General features: G+C 63.6%; 11 protein-coding genes. 3 read left to right on the top strand and 8 right to left on the bottom strand.

The features are described 5' to 3' along the window. Nucleotides 1-33: 33 nt before the first annotated feature. The 4 genes from GY769_01250 to GY769_01235 form a co-directional block, all read right to left on the bottom strand. Nucleotides 34-2079: an EAL domain-containing protein gene (locus GY769_01250; GenBank protein ID MCP4200543.1), complete on the bottom strand. Its 2046-nt coding sequence runs from the start codon at nt 2077-2079 to the stop codon at nt 34-36. Nucleotides 2080-2146: 67 nt separating this feature from the next. Continuing rightward, nucleotides 2147-3679 carry a hypothetical protein gene (locus GY769_01245; protein ID MCP4200542.1) on the bottom strand — a complete coding sequence of 511 codons (1533 nt, stop codon included), beginning with the start codon at nt 3677-3679 and terminating at the stop codon, nt 2147-2149. Between the two features lie 107 nt (nt 3680-3786). Beyond that, nucleotides 3787-4479: a DNA recombination/repair protein RecA gene (locus GY769_01240; protein ID MCP4200541.1), complete on the bottom strand. Its 693-nt coding sequence runs from the start codon at nt 4477-4479 to the stop codon at nt 3787-3789. Nucleotides 4480-4798: 319 nt separating this feature from the next. Beyond that, nucleotides 4799-5098: a hypothetical protein gene (locus tag GY769_01235; GenBank protein ID MCP4200540.1), complete on the bottom strand. Its 300-nt coding sequence runs from the start codon at nt 5096-5098 to the stop codon at nt 4799-4801. Between the two features lie 441 nt (nt 5099-5539). Here GY769_01235 and GY769_01230 point away from each other — a divergent pair, with 441 nt between their 5' ends. Both GY769_01230 and GY769_01225 read left to right on the top strand, forming a co-directional pair. Next, a complete protein-coding gene (locus GY769_01230; GenBank protein ID MCP4200539.1) occupies nt 5540-7054 on the top strand; it encodes a mechanosensitive ion channel in 1515 nt (504 codons plus the stop codon). Nucleotides 7055-7196: 142 nt separating this feature from the next. Continuing rightward, the gene (locus GY769_01225; GenBank protein MCP4200538.1) at nt 7197-7820 is read left to right on the top strand and encodes a hypothetical protein; all 624 of its coding nucleotides are present in this window, start codon (nt 7197-7199) and stop codon (nt 7818-7820) included. 22 nt (nt 7821-7842) lie between these two features. Here the strand turns inward: GY769_01225 and gcvP are convergent, their stop codons facing one another. After that, nucleotides 7843-10848: an aminomethyl-transferring glycine dehydrogenase gene (gcvP, locus tag GY769_01220; protein ID MCP4200537.1), complete on the bottom strand. Its 3006-nt coding sequence runs from the start codon at nt 10846-10848 to the stop codon at nt 7843-7845. 51 nt (nt 10849-10899) lie between these two features. Between gcvP and GY769_01215 the strand changes: the two genes are divergently transcribed. Beyond that, nucleotides 10900-12765 (top strand): LysM peptidoglycan-binding domain-containing protein, encoded by a 1866-nt coding sequence (locus GY769_01215; GenBank protein MCP4200536.1) that lies wholly within the window; start codon nt 10900-10902, stop codon nt 12763-12765. Here GY769_01215 and GY769_01210 read toward each other — a convergent pair. From GY769_01210 to GY769_01200, 3 genes are all read right to left on the bottom strand, one after another. Beyond that, a complete protein-coding gene (locus tag GY769_01210) occupies nt 12755-14755 on the bottom strand; it encodes a protein kinase (GenBank protein MCP4200535.1) in 2001 nt (666 codons plus the stop codon). The genes GY769_01215 and GY769_01210 overlap by 11 nt on opposite strands. A gap of 15 nt (nt 14756-14770) precedes the next feature. Next, nucleotides 14771-15892, bottom strand: coding sequence for an EAL domain-containing protein (locus GY769_01205; protein ID MCP4200534.1), 1122 nt, complete (start codon nt 15890-15892; stop codon nt 14771-14773). 76 nt (nt 15893-15968) lie between these two features. Continuing rightward, entirely contained in the window at nt 15969-17855 is a 1887-nt protein-coding gene (locus GY769_01200; protein ID MCP4200533.1) for an EAL domain-containing protein, read from the bottom strand. Between the last annotated feature and the right edge of the window lie 183 nt (nt 17856-18038).

Genomic DNA, 18038 nt, shown 5'->3' with positions numbered 1-18038 from the left:
CAGGTTAAGCGAAAATAAGGCGTAAATCAAGACTCAGTCGCCTGCGAACCGGGACTCAATCTCCTCGGCCGTTGCCGGGCGGCTGAACAGATACCCCTGCATGAATCCGCACTGCAACTGCTTGAGTGTATTCAGCTGGTTGTCGGTCTCGACGCCCTCGGCGACGACCTCGATCTCGAGATTCTGGGCCATCCTCAGGATGGTCTCGACCATCTCGCCCTTGCCGCCCGACATTCCGAGCTTGCTGATGAAAGAACGGTCGATCTTGAGGATGTCGATCGGCAGGCGATCGAGATAACCGAGAGACGAGTAGCCGGTCCCGAAATCGTCGATGGCGACCGCGACTCCCATCTTGCGCAACGCCTCGATAATCGAGGAGGTGCCCTCGAGATTCTCGATAAAGGTGCTTTCGGTGATTTCGAGCTGGAGCCGGCTTGGCTCGACTCCCGCGCCCTCGACTGCCGCCGTCACGTCACGCACCAATCTGGGATGGTTGAACTGTTTGGGTGAGAGATTGACGCTCACCTTCCACCCCGCGGCCGGGTCCCCTTTGTGCCGCCACCTCGCAAGCTGGTGGCAGGCCTCCGCCAGCACCCAGCGGCCGATGGGTAGGATCAGGCCGGTTTCTTCGGCTGTTTCAATGAAGTCGTGCGGGCGCAGCAGACCGCGCTCGGGGTGATTCCAGCGAATCAGCGCTTCCATGCCGACGATCGTGTCCGTCTGCAGGTCGAGAATGGGCTGGTAATAGACCTCGAACTCTCCGCGCTCGAGCGCGTGCCGGAGGTCGGTTTCCACGCGCAGTTGATCGACCGCCTGGCGGCGCATGTGGCGGTCGAAGACCTGGTATCGACCGGTGCCCTGCGATTTCGCGCGGTACATGGCGGTGTCCGCGTCCCGGAGCAGGTCCTCCGGGTCCTCGTAACCGGTCGAGCTGAACGCGATGCCGATGCTCGCGGTTGTGAAGACCTCTTGCTCGCCGACCAAGAAGGGCTGACCGAGCTCGGCGAGCACGCGCTCGGCGACCTGGCTCGCGCTTCCTTCCTCGGTGACTTCGTCGAGGAGAATGGTGAACTCGTCGCCTCCCATGCGGGCGACGGTGTCGCTCGGTCGCAGAACGGTGCGCAGAACCCGCGCGACGCTTTGCAGGAGCAGATCTCCTGCCGGGTGTCCGAGGCTGTCGTTGACCACCTTGAACCGATCCAGGTCGAGAAACAGGATCGCGCATACCTGGCCCTGCTGGCGGCGCTGCCGCCGCAGTGCGCTCTTCAATCGATCGAGCAGGAGCGCTCGGTTGGGTAGTCCGGTCAGGGGGTCGTGGACCTTGCGATCGGTGACGTCGGTGAGCGAGCCGGCGATCCGGACCGGCACGCCCTGGCCGTCGCGGACGACGACGCCGCGGGCCAGCATCCAGCGATGATCGCCATCGCGATGGAGCATGCGGTGCTCCGTGTGAAACTGCTGAGTGGCCCCTTCGAGATGCTCTCCGAGGTCTCGCTTCAGTCGGTCGATGTCGTCGGGGTGAACTCTGGACCACCACTCCTCGGGCGTTTGCTCGATCTCTTCGGGCGCGTAGCCGAGCATCAACTTCCAGCGATCGGAGAAGTAGATCCGGTCGGTTTGAAGACTCCAATCCCAGATCCCGTCGTTCGCTCCTTGAACGGCGAGGGCGTAGCGTTGCTCGCTTTCCATGAGCTTGGCTTCCGCGCGCTTCTGTTCGGTGATGTTGCGCGCGATCGTCACCAGGCCGATAGGAGCGCCTTGGGCGTTCATGACCACGTCGGAGAGCACTTCGACCGGAAAGGTCGAACCGTCTTTACGCTCGTTGACACTTTCGCGGCGCCAGCTCTTGAGCTGCTTGAGGGTCTCGACATCCATCGGCTTGGTGCGGATCTTCTCGGGCGCGAGAATCGTCGCATCCTCACCGATCAGCTCCTCTTTGGTGTAGCCGTGCATCTCCGCTTCGGCCCGGTTGACGTAGACGATGCGCCGGTTGACGTCGGTGAGCGTGACGCCGACCTGCATCGTATCGAGGGCCTTTTCCAGGCGTAGCAGCTGTTGGTGCACCAATTCCTTGGCCATGGAAGTTCACGCTAGCAACGCACCGGACGTGTTCGTATTGATTTGGTCACAGAGGCTCTTAGCCAGGCTAATCGTAGATGCCGTCGGCGAACCATTCTCCAGTGAGCTGATCTCGGAAGATCCGGTAGATGCCGCCGTTGTCGAGCTCGATATCCCAGTAGTCCCGGCTGACGGCTTCGCGCTCCGACCACCAGCTCTCTTCCATAGCCCATGGGCCTGATGCGATCCGAATACGACCTCCGAGTCGAGGGCGGCGCCGGTCGGCACGGGACTGAACCGCCAGAAGTTTGCCGGCGGCTTTGCGAACCACCAGAGGGACGGGAGGGCGGAGGCTGCGCACCGCGAGGAGCCCCTTGCTGCGGGGAGTCTCGGGACGAACGGTGGGAGGATCGGGTGGCTCGAACTGGAAGATCTCGAAACGGCTGGGCAAGTGGCTGTCGATGGGCTTGCCGTGGCCAAGGCCTTCCGAGCCGAGTAGAGCGAAGAGACGGGCCAGGCTCGTGGCCATTTTGTCGGGAGACAGTGCGGCGGGGCCGAGTAGCGTCAACTGCGCGGTGCGCGGCCGGTCGGGATGGGCTTTGAAGGTGAAACCAACCACCGGCGCGCCGGGTGGCTGGCGCTCCAAATCGAGCCGCACCAGAGTGAGCAGAGTTTTCACATCGCGGCTGGGAGCAGGCAGCAGAATCGAACGGTCGCAGAACCCGTCGGGCTCGAGGCGCAAGGACAGCTCGAGCTGGATGCAGGCCAGCCCTCTCGAGTCGAGGCGCGAGCACAGACGGCCGAGGGCCGCGCGGGCGACAAAAAGAAACGGCTCGAGCGACACCAGGGGCCAGTCGAGATCCATTCCTTCGCCGAAGACCTCGGGCGGTGGGTGGGGCACGAGCGGCTGAGGGTCGATGCCTCGTGCTCGCTCGTGAAGTCGTCGGCCGGCCTCGCCCAGGCGGCTGGCGACTTCGTTGGCCGACAAGACGGCAAAGCTCCCGATCGAACGGATCCCCCAGCGGCACAGCGTTTCGTAGACGTGAGCCTCGGGTGACAGGTGAGCGAGTGGGAGGGGAGCCAGGAAGTCCGCCTCCTGATCGACGGGGATGATCGTGGGCGAGGGCAACCGCTCCGCTGCGATCCTCGCGCCGAGCTTGCTCGACGCGATACCCGCCCAGGCAGGCAAGCCGGCCTTGTGGTCGGCATCTGTCATCAGGTCGCGCCCCAGCGCCAGCTCCGCGAGCGCGAGATCGGAGAGTCGGGGCCGTTCGGCTCGCTCGAGATCTCCGGGCGCATAGTGGCGCTCGAGACCTTGGATATCGAGGTAGACGACGCCTTCCCGGGCGTCTTCGACACGAGGCGAAAAGCTTTCCGCGACTTCGAGTAGCGCTTCTTGGGCGGTTCTTTCACATTCCGGGTCTCTCGCCCTGACGTGAAGCTTCGGTAGCAGGGCGCGGGCTTGCGAGAGGGTCATGCCCGGGCGCAGCGCGCCGCGTCGCGCCCGCCGGGTGGCCGCGATCAGGCGGGCAGCGCTGCCGTTGCCCTGAAAGATCGCGACCGCCTCTTCGAGTAGTTGGGGCTCGGAGCGAAGGCGGGCGGCCAGCGCGAATAACGGCACATACAAACAACATACACGGGGCGGCGAATTCGACTGCATCTACAACGTGGTTTCTTCTTTCGGTCGACACGGGGGTCGACCGCTACAACGAAGCACTTTGCGTGGCCCTACAACGAAGCACTTTGCGTGGCCCTGTAGCGGTCGAGCTCTGTCTCGACCGTCTTCTTTCGGTCGACACGGGGGTTGCTCGCTACAAATCTGGTGTCCGCCAGCTTGCCGAGGAAGGCCTCGGGCGAGGAGAGCGTGAAGGAAACACGCCGGTTGAACGAGTTGTGGCGGGTTTTTCGGAGTTTCCAGTGGAACCGAATCGCTTCGAGGAGGTAGGGCGCACGGTTGCCGCCACGCCAGCTGGATTCGGCACGTTCGGTCTCGAAAACGGTGGTGGCGGCGGTGCCGCTGACCCGGTAAGGGCTGGACACGCAGACAACGCTTTGGCGGGCGGCCGCCGCGCGCGTCAGACGGAGCCAGGCGGCCTCGGGCCCACGGCCTCCACAAACGGGCGGCTCGCCCAGATCCAGAATCACCAGTGGGAACCCGGTTTGAAGAGCAATCTCGGCGGCAACGAGAGCCGGCTTCAGGTGCTTGGGCCGCAGCCAGAGGAGACGGTCGAGATCGACTCCCAAATCCGAGGCGTTACCCGGGTCCAGGCTATCGCCCAAGTCGACGAAGGCGGCCACGTCTCCAGCGGCGGTGGTGGCCGCCAGGGTAGACAAAACCAGAGAAAATCGGCCGCTGGAGTTCCGGCCGGTTACCTCGATCAGGCATCCGCGCGGCAAGCCGCCGGTGAGCGACCGATCCAAAGGAGAAATTGTCGTCGGCAGGGGAGGAGACAGGTTCTCGGCTGCGCACGCGGCCAGTTCGGCGCCGCTGGCGACGAAGTGCCGGAGCTCCTCGGAGAATCGGGTCTTTCCGGCCCTGGATTCGAATCTGTTTCGAAGCCCTGGTCGGTCCTTCGACCGCCGGATATTTTGAGTTGGAGAGGCAGCGCGTTGCGCCTGAGCGGTCGCCATGGGGGGCAACGAATATAGGCGCAAATAAAGCGCAAGTCAAGGGCAAAAAAATGCCCGGTGACCGTCTCGATCACCGGGCATTTTGAAGCTGTCAAACGAGCTCTGAAGCTCAGCCGTCGGACATCCCCTCGGCTTCGCCGGCCTCACCTTCGTGTCCTTCACCCTCGTGTCCCTCACCTTCCGCGGCCTCTTCCGCCCCCTCGGCGGCCTCTTCGGCTGCCGCTTCAGCTTCACCGGCCATCTCGCCCACCGCTTCGGCGGCCTCTTCGGCCATCTCGCCGGCGCTTTCGGCGGCTTCGCTCGCCATCTCACCGGCCGCTTCGGTGGCCTCCTCGGCCTTGGTGCAAGCCACGAAAGGCAGCGCCACGATCAGTGCTAGTCCCAAAACTGCGATCAGATTCTTCTTCATCTTCCGAACCTCCTGATTGGTCGATCTGCGAATGGCCTGCTTCGGCCGCAGGCCTTCAAAGCCCTGGCACAATGCGGCCGCTCCTTGGGTGAGGCGGAATCTTATACCAGAACTTGTCAGATATCCGGCAATGCGGCAACGCCCTCCCGAGCTCGCGCTTCAGCGCCGATCGGCAGCGCACCCAGCCAGGGGCCGCCTCGGGCTTCTCAGCCTGCTTAGGTAAGGCCCTCGGCTGCGCGCCGCTTCGCGCAAACCACCATGAACCTCCGAATCTCCCTCTCGAGCGCTTGCGGCGAGCCCCCTGGGCCGGGTGCCTGCCGATCGGCGCAATTGGGTATAATTGCCCGGTTCCTGTGGGGAGCATTCTCATAAAAAGTAGGCACGCGTCGGCCTTCATCGGCGGCGCTTGGATTTCTTTCACCAGATCTTAAGGAGTTGTGTATGGACAATTTGCGTACGAGCCTTGCCTCGGTCGGCGAGAACCTCCTGGGCGAGATGGGTGTTTACCTACCCAGGCTGCTGGGAGCTCTCCTCATTCTCATTCTCGGCTGGCTTGCGGCCTATCTGATTTCGAGGCTGGTGCGAGCCGCTCTGCGACGGACAACGATCGACAATCGAATCGTCAGTTGGGTCCGCGGGGAAGAGGGCGAAACACCCGATATCGAGCCCACGATCGGCAAGATCGTGTTTTGGTTCGTGATGATCTTCGTCTTCATCGCTTTCTTCAACGCCCTGCAGCTGGCAGCGGTCACCGAGCCGCTGCAGAACATGGTCGAGTCGATCCTTGGCGCGCTGCCCAACGTGGTCAAGGCGGGTGTCCTGCTCCTGGTGGCGTGGTTGCTGGCGACCGGTCTTCGGCTGGTCGTGCGCAAGGGACTCGACACCGTTGGATTGGATCAGCGTCTCGGCGGCGAAATGGTGGATGCCGACGGCGAAAAGCAGGTGCCGGTTTCGCACACGCTGTCCGAGACCGTGTACTGGTTGATTTTTCTTCTGTTCCTGCCGGCGGTTCTGGGAGCGCTCCAGATGGAAGGTCTCCTGGCGCCCGTACAGAACATGGTGTCGAAACTGGTTGGCTTCATACCGAATCTCTTCGGCGCGGCGGTCATCTTCTTGGTCGGCTGGTTTATCGCCAAGATCCTGCGTCGGATCGTCACCAGCCTGCTGGCGGCGGCCGGCTTGGATTCCCTGGGCGACAAGGCCGGATTGGATCAGGCGCTCGGCAGACAGAAGCTGTCGGGCCTGATCGGGCTGTTGGTCTACATGCTGATCTTGATCCCGGTGCTGATCTCGGCCCTGGGTGCCCTGGAGCTGGATGAGATCACCAGACCCGCGAGCCAGATGCTGGATCAAATTCTGGGAGCTCTGCCGAACCTCTTCGGGGCAGCGCTGATTCTCGGTATCGCTTACGTCATCAGCAGGATGGTGGCCGGCCTGGTGAGTAACGTGCTCAATGCTGCGGGCTTCGACCGCCTACTTGGAAGACTCGGTCTGAAGTTCAAGGGTGGCGACGACGGCACGGGTACCGGTTCCGAGCTCGTCGGTCACCTGGTGGTGGTCGCGGTGATGCTCTTTGCGGCGGTCGAAGCCTTGCGCTTGCTTGCCTTCGAGCAGCTCGCGGTTCTGGTGTCCTCCTTTATCGTCTTCTTCTTCAACGTGCTACTCGGCGTCGTGATCTTCGGATTGGGTGTTTACCTGGCCAACCTGGCGGCGCGCGCGATTCAGTCAAGCGGGCAGACTGGCCTTTTGGCGACTGTGGCTCGGATCGCGATTCTGGTTCTGGCCGGCGCCATGGCGCTTCGCCAGATGGACGTGGCGGAGGACATCATCAACATGGCCTTCGGTTTGGTGCTCGGTGCGGCCGCGGTAGCCGCCGCGATCGCGTTCGGAATGGGCGGTCGGGATCTCGCCCGCCAGGAGCTCGAGCGCTGGAGCGATGACATGAAGGGCAAATAGAGGCGGATCCACCACGTAAAGCCGATCAACAAAGAACTTTGGTGAGAAGCCGATTGTGCTAGGGTCTCGGCGGCTCGGATGGGAAGAGCCGTCCGAGAGTCGCCCTGAGTTGGGGGACTGTATGCGTTGGAGGTTTGGAGACATGAAGAATTGGGTACTCGTGGTTGTGGCCGTCTGTGCCTTGGTCCTGCCCGGTCGGATGGCGTTGGCGGACGAGCGCGAAGAGGAGCAGAAGATCTACCTCGATGAAGAGTACGAGGAGGGACGAGATTGGGCTCTGGGGATTGGCCTCGGTTTGGTCGATCTCGGGGATGACTTCGTGGTCGCCGACGATGCTGTTATCGACATTGACGACGTCGAGCAGTACCTGATGCTGAATCTGCGGATCCCGTTCGGCGATCGGCACGCCCACGGCGGTTCGAGTGCCGGCGGGTTCCGTGGCTATCTCGAGCCCGAGCTGGGCTACTGGGACGGTGATATCTCCAGCGACATGCTATTGGGCATCAACATCGTCGGCGGCATGCCGTTCAACGCGGTCGAGTTCTTCATCGGCGGCGGTATTGGTCTGCACTTCATCGACAGTGACCTTCAACTGGCCGGTGGCGACGACAGCGACGAAGCGCTGGGAGTCAACGCCCATTTCGGAGTGGACGTCAGCGTCAGCGACAGCGTCTCGCTTTTCGGGATGGGACGCTTCGACCTCGTGGACGACGATCGTGACGAGCTCGAGGGCAAAGCCTCCGTCGGCCTGCGCTTTCGTTTCTAGCGGACTGCTCGAACGACTTTCCCTAGTCGCCGATCGTCGCGGCCTCGGCGTAGGCATCGACGGTGTCACAGGTGCAGACCAGATTACGATCGCCGAAGGCGTTGTCGATACGAGACACCGACGGCCAGAATTTGCGCTCGCGAATCCAGGGCAACGGGTAGGCCGCGCGCTGTCGCGAATACGGATGCAGCCACTCGTCGGCGGTTACGGTCGCCGCGGTGTGGGGTGCGTTCTTGAGGAGGTTGTCTTCGCGGTCGGCTCTACCGTCTTCGATCTCTCGGATCTCCTCGCGAATCCAGATCATGGCTTCGCAAAACCGGTCGAGCTCCGCCTTCGATTCCGACTCGGTCGGTTCGATCATCATCGTGCCGGCTACGGGCCACGACATGGTCGGGGCGTGGAAGCCGTAGTCCATCAACCGCTTGGCGACGTCGTCGACCGAGACGCCGGAGCTCTGTTTGAGCGGGCGCACGTCGATGATGAACTCGTGAGCGACGAATCCGTTGGCGCCGGTGAACAGAATCGGATAATGCGGAGCGAGGCGCTTGGCCATGTAGTTGGCGTTGAGGATCGCGATTCTGCTGGCGTCGGTGAGACCCTCGATGCCCATCATCGCGATGTACATCCACGATATCGGCAAGATGCCGGGACTGCCCCAGGGAGCAGCCGAGACCGGTCCGATGGCCGAATCGCTGCCAGCATTGCGCTCGACCAGAGGATGGGTCGGAAGGAACGGCGCCAGATGGTCGGCGACGCAAATCGGGCCCATGCCCGGGCCGCCGCCGCCGTGAGGGATGCAGAAGGTCTTGTGGAGATTCAGATGGCAGACATCGGCGCCGTAGTCGCCGGGCCGGCAGAGCCCGATTTGGGCGTTGAGATTGGCTCCGTCCAGGTACACCTGGCCGCCGTGCTCGTGGATGATCTCGCAGACCTCGGCGATGCCCTCCTCGAAGACGCCGTGGGTCGAAGGGTAGGTGACCATCAGGGCTGCCAGCCGGTCGCTGTTCGTTTCGGCCAGCCGGCGCAGGTGCTCCAGATCGACGTTGCCGCGGGCGTCACACTCGACCGCAACCACCTTGAGGCCCGCCATGACCGCGCTCGCCGGGTTGGTGCCGTGCGCCGAGGTGGGAATAAGGCAGAGATCGCGCTCGGACTCCCCGCGGGCGCGGTGGTAGGCGCGAATGACCAGTAGCCCGGACAGCTCGCCCTGCGAACCGGCATTGGGTTGAAGAGACACGGCCGAGAAACCGGTCAGCTCGGCCAGCCACGCCTCGAGCTGCCGGGCGATCTCCGCGAAAGCCCGCTGATCTTCGGCGGGAGCGAAGGGGTGAATCGAGCTGAACGAATCCCAAGTTATGGGCATCATCTCGGCCGAGGCATTGAGCTTCATCGTGCAAGACCCGAGTGGGATCATCGAGTGCACCAGCGACAGATCACGACTCTGGAGGCGGTGCATGTAGCGGAGCATCTCGTGCTCGGTGTGGTAGAGACGAAAGACGTCCTGTGACAGGAAGTCGCCGGTACGTAGATGTGATTCGGGGATTCCGAAAGGGAGGCTCCCTGGAACCGTCCGCGACGTGCCCCGCCGTTCGGGCGAGGCGGCGGCTGCGAAACTCTCGACCAGCGCGCCGAGCTCGTCCTCCACCACGGCTTCATCGAGGGTAATGCCCAGGCTTCCGTTGCCGAGGCGGCGGAGGGTCAAGCCGCGGCCTCGCGCGCGCTCCCAAATGTCGTCGGCGTGCTTGCCCGCCTCTACGCGCAGGGTATCGAAAAAGGCCCGGTTGCCAACCTCGTACCCCAAGGCCTCGAGGCGCTCGGCAAGATCGATCGCGATGCCCTGGACACGTTTGGCGATGCGTCTCAGACCTTCGGCTCCATGGTAGACGGCGTACATCGAGGTCAGCACTGCCGGCAGCACCTGAGCCGTGCAGATGTTGCTGGTCGCTTTCTCACGGCGAATGTGCTGCTCGCGAGTCTGGCGCGCCAGACGATAGGAAAGGTCGCCCGCGGCATCTCTCGAGACGCCGGCGATGCGGCCGGGAATCAGCCGCTCCAGGTCGTGGGCCGCGGCCAGATAGCCGGCGTGAGGGCCGCCTCCTGCCATGGGCAATCCGAGCCTTTGTGTCGAGCCGACCATGACATCGGCGCCGAAGTCGCCGGGCGCTTCGAGGAGCACCAGGGCCAGCGGGTCGGTCGCGACGATAAGGCGGCTGCGGTTCGAGTGCAGGTCATCCGCGAGTTCGCTGTGGTCGCGAATCGCACCATCGGTCGTCGGATACTGCACCAGAGCCGCGAACACGTCGTTTCGGTGGGGATCGAAATCGACGGTGTCGGCGACTTCAACGATGATGCCCAGTGGCTCGGTGCGGGTCTCGAGGACCGCGAGTGTTTGCGGATGGCATTGAGAAGATGCCAGCAATGTCGAGCGTTTGCGGCGACCCGCCGACCAGCACATGCTGACGGCTTCCGCCGCCGCGGTTGCTTCGTCGAGCAGGGAAGCGTTGGCGACCGGCAGCCCGGAGAGCTCACAGATGAGGGTCTGGAAGTTGATCAGGGCCTCGAGACGGCCCTGAGCGATCTCAGCCTGGTAGGGTGTGTACTGCGTGTACCAGCCGGGGTTCTCGAGGATGTTGCGCTGGATGACCGCCGGCACGAGGCACGCGGCATAACCCATTCCGAGCAGACTACGGCTCTTGCGATTGCTCTCTGCGATCTCCGCCAGGGCCTGCAGAGCCGCGGTTTCGCCGAGCGGCTCGGGCAGCTGTGGCAAGGCGCTCGAACGAATGCTCGCGGGCACGACGGCTTCGCACAGGCTTGCAAGGTTGGGTAGGCCGAGTGAGTCGAGCATCGATGTGATCTCTTCGTCGTTCGAGCCAAGATGCCGGGGCGCGAAGGGATCACGGATTCTGAGTTGCTTGTCGTCGCTCAAGGATTCTCCAGGTTGGGTCGCCGGGGGTGTGGATAAGACGAGCCAGAGGACCGCATTGTACGACCGCCTCGCGGTGGCGCTCAACCGCGGCGGGAGCATCTTCTGTTGGGATAAAGTAGCGGCTCACTCTTTTCCCGGGAGGCGTTGGATATGGTGCGCGGCTTCGGTGTTTTCTTCGTGCTGGCTCCGCTCGTTTGTTTCGGATTCGTCGGCTCGGCGGCAGCCCAGGATGACACGGCCGATACCGAGGGCTTCGCGACCGGGTTTCATATTGTCCGGCCGGGGGAGAACCTGCGCCGGATTACCGAGAGCTATCTGGGCTCGCAGGATCTCTGGCGGCGCAACTTGGATCTCAATCCGACGATCGTGGACCCCGATTTTCTGTTGCCCGGGCAGCGGCTGCAGGTCTTGCTGCGGCCCGAAGACGCGGTGCCCTCGGCCCAGGTGGTGAGCGTTTCGGGGAACGTCGAGGAGCGCCCCGATCCGATTGCTTGGACCAGGGCTCAGCGCCAGGATCTCATCGTCGAAAGTGACGGGGTCCGGACCTTCGATCAATCGTCGACGGCTCTTCGCTTTCATGATGGAACCAGTCTGGTTTTGACCGAGGACTCGATCGTGTTCTTGAAAGTCGCGGGCAGGACGCTGCGGGGCATCGAGACACGGTCGGTGGAGATTGTCGAAGGTCAAGCCGATCTGGCGAGAGTCGAAACCGGCGAAACGCCGCCCGAAATCGAGATCGTGATCGGGGATGCCAGGGCCAGACCAAAGGCCGGCCCGACGGGAGCGTCCGAGGCTCGCCTCCGGAAGTCGGGCAGCGGAGCGGCCCAGTTGATGATCTACGAGGGCGCGAGCCAGGTCGAGGCGGGAGGCAAGAGCGTCGCGGTTGCCGAGGGCATGGGAACTTCGGTTCCCGAGGGTGCTCCGCCGCTGCCGCCCGAGAAGCTCCTGCCCAGGGCGGTGCTGAGCTCGCCGGCACGGAACGGCAGCGTCGAGGTGGGGCGTTTGCAGTTCTCGTGGCAGCCCGTCGAAGGGGCCGCCGGTTACACCGTGGAAGTGTGCTCCGACGCGGCTTGCGAGGCGCTGGTCGCCCGGGCGGTCGGTTTGACCTCGACGAGCTGGGCGGCGGAGTTGCTGCCAGTCGGAGACCACCAGTGGCGCGTGACGGCGGTCAGCCCGAGCGGCCTGGACGGCTACCCGGCGGCGACCCAGCCCTTTACGGTGGCGCCCGAGAGGGCGGAGTTCGACCCTCCGGCAGCGACTTTTTCGATTTCCGGTATTGCCGTCGAGCCGTTGCGAGAAGGCGCGAGCGGTACTCTGTACGCCCCCAGTGCCCGGGTCCGGGCCGAAGTCGAGGATCCCAGCGGGGTGGCCTCTTGGCGGCCGGTGATCGACGGCGAGCCGGCCGAAAAGGACGACCTAAGAGGCCGCTGGTCGCACGGCTCTCACACCGTGACCGTGGTGGCCGAGGACGAGCTGGGCAACCGGGGGGCGGAAGCGCGGTCCCTGTCCTTTGCCGTAGATGCCGAGGCGCCCGAGCTCAGGTGGCGGGTAGGAGGCCCGGAGCTTCTGACCGAAACTCTGGGTAAGGAGGCGCTCGAGCTGCGGGAGTCTCGCTGGTGGCTTCGCAAGGCCGCCCGGCGCAATGCCCGCCGGGCCCGGAAGAACCGGCCGCCCCTCTGGACTCTGGTGAGCTGGAGCAACGAGCGCGTGGAAGGGCCCCGGACTCTCGAGCGCAGGGCCCTGATCCGCGGACTCTATCGGGACTACAGTGGAGTTCGCCTGACCGGCGAGGCGCCGAGCGTGCTGCTTCTGGCGCCGGGGATTCTCGGAGCGGGGAGTCCTGGCGAGGCCGAGGTCGGGCGGTTTCTGTTTCTCCAGGCGGTCGACGCCGGAGCGGGAGTCGAGGAGCTGACCGTTACCACCACGGGATCGCCCTCGGCGGGCTACGAGCTCCGCGCTCGCTCACGGGACCGGTTGGGCAACGCCAGCTCGGCGAGTTGGGTTTTCAGCCGTTGATCGCGCGCTTCCGATCGGAGAGCCGGATCGTCGGCAGGTAGCCCGTGCCATCGGAGGCCGAGCCTTCGCGAGTGCCAGAGCCGGCAGAGCTGGCGCCGGCGTCACTCGGCGGTGTTGTGGGGCCCGCTTCCGGTGGCTGCCATTGGGCGCCGCTGGTGCTCCTGAGGTCTTCCAGACGCCTGGCCACCCGGGCTGCGGTCGCCGGCCGGCGATCGGGCTCTGAGTCGAGCAGACTGAGAATCAGGGCCTCGAGCTCGCTCGGGACCTCGGGCACCAGTTCGGAAGGCGGCCGAGCCGATCCGAAGAGCGTCTTGCGGATCACCTCCTTGACCGTCTTGCCCTCGAAAGGCCGGCGTCCGGTGATGCAGAAGTAGAGCACGGATCCCAGCGCGAAAAGGTCACTGGCCTGGTCGTGGCCCTTGCCCTGAAGCGCCTCTGGAGGAAGGTAGCCGGGCGTACCGAAGACCACGTCGTCGCTCGGCGCCATGGAGCTGAGCAACTCGGCAATCCCGAAATCGGTGATCTTGATCGCGCCGTCTTTCCCAAGCAGGATATTCGCCGGCTTGATGTCGCGATGCACCAGGCCGTTCTCGTGCGCGGCAGCGAGGCCACGCGCGACCTCGGCTCCGAGCGCGATGGTCTGGTCCGATGCGAGCTGCCGCTTGTTCCAGACGAAGGGTTCGAGAGAAGTACCGTCTACGAACTCCATGGCCAGGAACGCGGAGTTTTCGCCCTCCTGAACGTCGTAGATCGCGACGATGTTGGGGTGATTGAACTTGGCTGTGACCACCGCTTCCTTGACCAGGCGCGACAGCAGATTCTCGCGCTTCTTTTGCGAGAGCTTTTTGTCCAGGCGTAGAGTCTTGAGAGCCACCGGGCGCTCGAGCTTGGGGTCGAATCCCAGAAACACCGTTCCCATGGCGCCGGTGCCGAGCACTTTGCGCACTTGAAAGCGCCCCAGGAACACCTCGTCGAGCGCGCTCTGTTCCTTGAGACGCTGCTCGAGCGCCTCGAACGCCGATCTGAGCTGGCCGATCTCGCCCCCGCCAGCACCGGTTCTGACGCCGGCGAGGCGGCGCTGGGCCTGGGCGAGCTGGCGGATCGGTCGCACGACGGATGCGTAGGCAATGGCCGAAAGAACAAGTACGAGTCCCGCGACCAGGCCGAGCGCCAGACGCGCGTTTCTACTCATGGTCAGCGCGACTTCGTGCGCGACGCTCAGGGGCTGTCTCGACAGCACCGCCCAGTCCGTGCCGACTACGGCCGCGTGCGCGCCAATGAAGCCGTCTGCGTCCTCCATCGGCGAGGTTCTGAAACCGTCGACCCACTTCGACTCGGCATGCTCGAGGAGCTCGGCGGAGAAGCCTGCGACGCTTCCCAGGATCGCCTCGCCCTTACGGTTCGCGAGGGCCACTTGTGCTTCACGACCCAGCTCATAGTTCTTCACCGACTCCGTTATGGGAGTCCCATCGGCGACCAGCCAGATCTGTCCGCGCTCGGCGCCGAGCGGCTCGGCAATTCGGAGCACGAAGTCCTCTCCGATCTGGGACCCGTCAACGCCGGCGTCGACTGGAGTCTCGAACATCCGGTCGACCCAGGCGCGCACGCGCTCGTCGCCCAGTTGCGCGCTGATGACACGCTCTCCCTCGGGCGTGGCGACGATGATCGCCGCGATCCCGAGATCGGTCCACGCCGAGAGGCTACGTCCGAGTAGCCCGCGTGCTTCGGCCGAGCGCGGCGCTGTCAGAACTGCATTGCGCGCCAGGCCCGAGGCCAGGCTCTTGATTGCGGCCACGCGAGCGGAGATTTCACTGGCCGTGCTTCTGGCCACTCGGACATGGGTGAGGCGAACCTGCTCCTCCATGGCGCTGCGATTGATGTCGATCAGCCGGTAGGCGAGGATTCCAACCGGCAGCAGACCCACCAGGCCGAGCGCTATGGTGACGCGCAGCAGCAGAGAGGAGCCCAGCCGGCTGACAAGCTTGCGCATTGTCTATGCGGTTCCTCAGCGGTGGAAGCTGCCGGCGGCCGCCGGCGCCCCGAACAGAAAGCCCTGGCCGTAGGCGAAGCCCAGGTCGCGGCATATCGCGGACTCGGCTTCGCTTTCTATGCCTTCTGCGATCGGAGAGATGTCGATCTCGAGGGCCATGGCAACAAGCCGCTCCAGCACCGTGAGCTTCGCCTTCGACGCTGTGTCGATATCTCGAATCAGGCTGATGTCGAACTTCAAGAAGTCGGGCGGCACCTCGGCCAGCTCGAGCAACCGTGCCTGTCCTGCGCCGAAGTCGTCGTACGCGAGTTGCATGCCCAGGTCGTGTAGAAAGTCTCGGAGGGCGCTGACGGTTGCCGGATCGGTGATCGAGCTTTCGTGGATCTCGAGTACGGTGGTGAGGTCGGGTGTGAGTCGGTGAAACTCCTCGATCGACTCGATCAGCTCGGGAGTGCCGATCTCGTTCGGGTGGGTGTTCATGAAAATAACGGGTTTCTTCTCCCGAAGCTTGAGACAGTCCTCGGCGGATCTCGTCCTGAACATCCGGCTGAGCGCGGCTTCGGCACCCAGGATCTTGGCGGCGTTGAAGAGCTCCTTCGATCCGCTCGAGGCACCTTCCAGATCGCCACGGCCCAGGACCTCGTACCCCATGACCGAAAGATCGCTGAGGTCGACGATCGGCTGAAACACGGACACCACGGCTCGCTTGTTCATCAGCTCTCGAAGAATCCGGCTCTTGTCGAGGGCGAACTGCGGCAAGTGGGCGTCGACCGCGATGGTTTGGGCGAGAAGAGCCTCGGCCTGTTGGGCTTCGACCAGGCTCAATCGGTACTCCAGCCGGGCGAAGTGAATCGTGTCCCCTTCGGAGATTCCCTTTGGCTCCTCGATCTTCTCTCCGTTGAGGAAGGTCCCGTTGGTGCTGCCGAGATCCTCAATGAGAATCTGTCCGTCTAGTAGAGAGATCTCGGCGTGCACGCCCGAGATCTCGGTGGCGGTCAGAGTCAGGCCGAGTCCTTCACGCCGGCCCACTCGAAAGGGGAAGGCCAGGATCGGGATGCGTCGCAGAGTCCCGTCGGCTTCCGACAGGCCTTCCAAAAACCAGAGCACCTGCCCACCGTTCGTTTCCACCCTGCTCATACGCCGAATCCGTTGGCGCAACTCTAGCATCGCTGCGATGGGCTCTGGCGCCTTACCAAGCCGATTACAGCTCCGGCTATTCCGTGGGAAAACCGAAGCGCAGGAGTCTCTCGAAGGCCTCCAGGGGAACCGGCCGGCTGAAGTGGAAGCCCTGAAGAATCTCGCAGCCCTCATCGCGGAGGTACTCGGCCTGTTCGGCGGTTTCCACACCTTCCGCGACGACCTCCAAGCCGAGGTTGTGAGCGAGGGCAATGACGCCTTTGACGATCGCCATGTCGCCTTTGTCCTTGGGGGTGCTGAGCACGAAGGACCGGTCGATCTTCAAGGTGTGGATCGGAAACCGCTTGAGGTAGGCGAGCGAGGAATAGCCGGTGCCGAAATCGTCGATGGCGATCTGGACTCCCAGGTCGTGCAGCTCTTGCAGGCGCTCGAGGGTCTTCTCGACCTCGTTCATCGCCACGCTTTCCGTGACCTCCAACTCGATCGCGCCCGGTTGGACCTCGGTGTCTCTCAAGATCGAAGCGACGGTAGCGACAAAGTTGCGCTCACGAAACTGAATTGCCGAGATGTTGATTGCCATCGTCAGATCGTCATATTCGCGGTGCCACACCTGAGCTTGCTTGCAGGCTGTCCGCAGAACCCACTCGCCGAGAGGGATGATCTGACCGGTCTCTTCCGCGATCGGGATGAACTTGGTGGGGCTGATCTCGCCCATCCCCGGGTGGTTCCAGTAGGTCAGGGCCTCGACTCCGACGATGGTGTTGGTGTTGCTCGATACCTTGGGCTGAAACCGCAGCATGAGCTCATCGTTCTCGATCGCGTAGCTCAGCGCCATTTTCAGTTGTAGCTTCTCGAACGCGTACCCACCCATGGTGGGTGCGTACATCCTGTAAAGGCCACGGCCCTGTTTCTTGGCCGACACGAGAGCGTTCTCGGCATTGCGCATGAGGGTTTGCGCGTCTTCCCCGTCCCAGGGGAACACACTGCCGCCGATGCTGGCGGAGATCACCAGTTCCTGCCCGCCGAAGTCGTAGGCCGCCGACACGACATCCAGGACTTTCTGGGCGATGGTCTTGACGTCCTCACCGGATGCGACCTCGCCGATTAGAAACGCGAACTCATCGTCTCCGAACCGGGCCAGCAGATCGATTTCACTGCGGAGCCCGACCAAACGCTCTGACACGCTTTGCAGGAGAAAATCGCCCACTGCATAGCCAAACGTGTCGTTGACCTCCTTGAAGTGGTCGATGTCGACCACCAGGATCGCGAGCTTGTCGTCGCGCGGGTTCATTTCCAACAGTGTTTGCTTGAGTTGTTTCGAGAAGATCCGCCGGTTCGGGAGCTTGGTCACGGAGTCGAAGAACTGGCGATCGCCGGTCGGTTCCGTGGTGCGCGCCGTGTTGATGGTCAGGCCGGCCAGTGCGGCAGCGGTCTCGAGTGCCTGAATCTCGCCGGAAGAAGCGCCTCGCGGTCCCGGAAAGTAGAGGGCGACCGTGCCAAGTACCACGATGTGGTCGTGCTCGTCGGGTTTCTCGGCCCAGCGAACTCCACGAATCGGCGTCGACCAGCAAGCGCCCAGACCCGCGGCGAGAGCCTCCTCTCTGAGGCCCTCCCATACCAAGTCGGCGTGGAGATCGTCCGAGATGATGGTTTCGTTGCCGTAAGCGGCGGCGCAGCACGCCCCCGGAGCCAGACCGACCGTCAAACCGTTGATCGATTCCCGAAAGGCCTCGGGAAGGCTCGGCGCGGCGAGGACCTCGAGCGAGCTCGTGGCCGGGTCGACGACCGTTACGCAGGAGCTCGAGTCTGGGAACAGGTTCTCGAGACCGGCACAGAACTCGTTGAAAACCTCGCTCACTTCGGCTCCACTGCTGACCAGCTCGAGGATCTTGCCCTGGGCAAGAAAGATTCTCGAGGACAGTGAGGAAGCTTCGTCGGTGACGGCGAGCCGAGGCAGATTCATTTCGTTTGAGAGCTTATCCGGAGCGGTGCCCCCGGTTCAGTGAGCTTTTGCGCAGTGCTCTGGCAACAGCGGTGTTACCCGACAATGCGTTCTCGGCCTTCCCCGCCCAGAGATTTTCACGTTTCTGAAGGAAAAGCCAGCTGGTCCTGGATGCCAGTCGGGCCGTCGACGCGTCTGTTATGG

The organism is bacterium, from assembly GCA_024224155.1.
In the GTDB taxonomy this organism is placed as follows: Bacteria; Acidobacteriota; Thermoanaerobaculia; order Multivoradales; family JAHEKO01; genus CALZIK01.
Note: the sequence above shows the minus strand (reverse complement) of the source record. Positions and strands in the feature narration are given on the sequence as shown.

Coding starts and splice junctions, on each gene's coding strand:
- gcvP (MCP4200537.1), bottom strand. CDS start 10,848: ATGCTCCCGCCGCGGTTGAGCGCCACCGCGAGGCGGTCGTACAATGCG.
- GY769_01200 (MCP4200533.1), bottom strand. CDS start 17,855: ATGAATCTGCCTCGGCTCGCCGTCACCGACGAAGCTTCCTCACTGTCC.
- GY769_01215 (MCP4200536.1), top strand. CDS start 10,900: ATGGTGCGCGGCTTCGGTGTTTTCTTCGTGCTGGCTCCGCTCGTTTGT.
- GY769_01230 (MCP4200539.1), top strand. CDS start 5,540: ATGGACAATTTGCGTACGAGCCTTGCCTCGGTCGGCGAGAACCTCCTG.
- GY769_01235 (MCP4200540.1), bottom strand. CDS start 5,098: ATGAAGAAGAATCTGATCGCAGTTTTGGGACTAGCACTGATCGTGGCG.
- GY769_01225 (MCP4200538.1), top strand. CDS start 7,197: ATGAAGAATTGGGTACTCGTGGTTGTGGCCGTCTGTGCCTTGGTCCTG.
- GY769_01210 (MCP4200535.1), bottom strand. CDS start 14,755: ATGCGCAAGCTTGTCAGCCGGCTGGGCTCCTCTCTGCTGCTGCGCGTC.
- GY769_01205 (MCP4200534.1), bottom strand. CDS start 15,892: ATGAGCAGGGTGGAAACGAACGGTGGGCAGGTGCTCTGGTTTTTGGAA.
- GY769_01250 (MCP4200543.1), bottom strand. CDS start 2,079: ATGGCCAAGGAATTGGTGCACCAACAGCTGCTACGCCTGGAAAAGGCC.